Raw genomic sequence first — 233 nt, 5'->3', positions numbered from 1 at the left:
GGCCGGTGAAGAGGAACGCGGTGGTTCCGGTGCGGGTGGCGGGGACGGTGGTCTCGGGGCGCAGGTCGCCGGAGGCGAGGCGGGCGAGGTCGGTGAGGAGGGCGTCGCGGTCGGCGCCGAGGAGCACGGCCCGGTGTTCGAAGGCGGTGCGGGTGGTGGCGAGGGCGTGGCCGAGGTCGGCGGCGGTCTGCTCGGGGCGGCGGGCGGCGTGGTCGAGGAGGCGTTCGGCCTGG

General features: G+C 78.1%; 1 protein-coding gene. It reads right to left on the bottom strand.

Annotated features, from left to right (window positions below; genetic code table 11):
• Positions 1-233: CurL C-terminal domain-containing protein (locus DVH02_RS35400; protein ID WP_158575975.1), on the bottom strand; the 233-nt coding region annotated here is incomplete at both ends.

This window comes from Streptomyces corynorhini (assembly GCF_003346515.1).
Lineage (GTDB): Bacteria > Actinomycetota > Actinomycetes > Streptomycetales > Streptomycetaceae > Streptomyces > Streptomyces corynorhini.
Note: the sequence above shows the minus strand (reverse complement) of the source record. Positions and strands in the feature narration are given on the sequence as shown.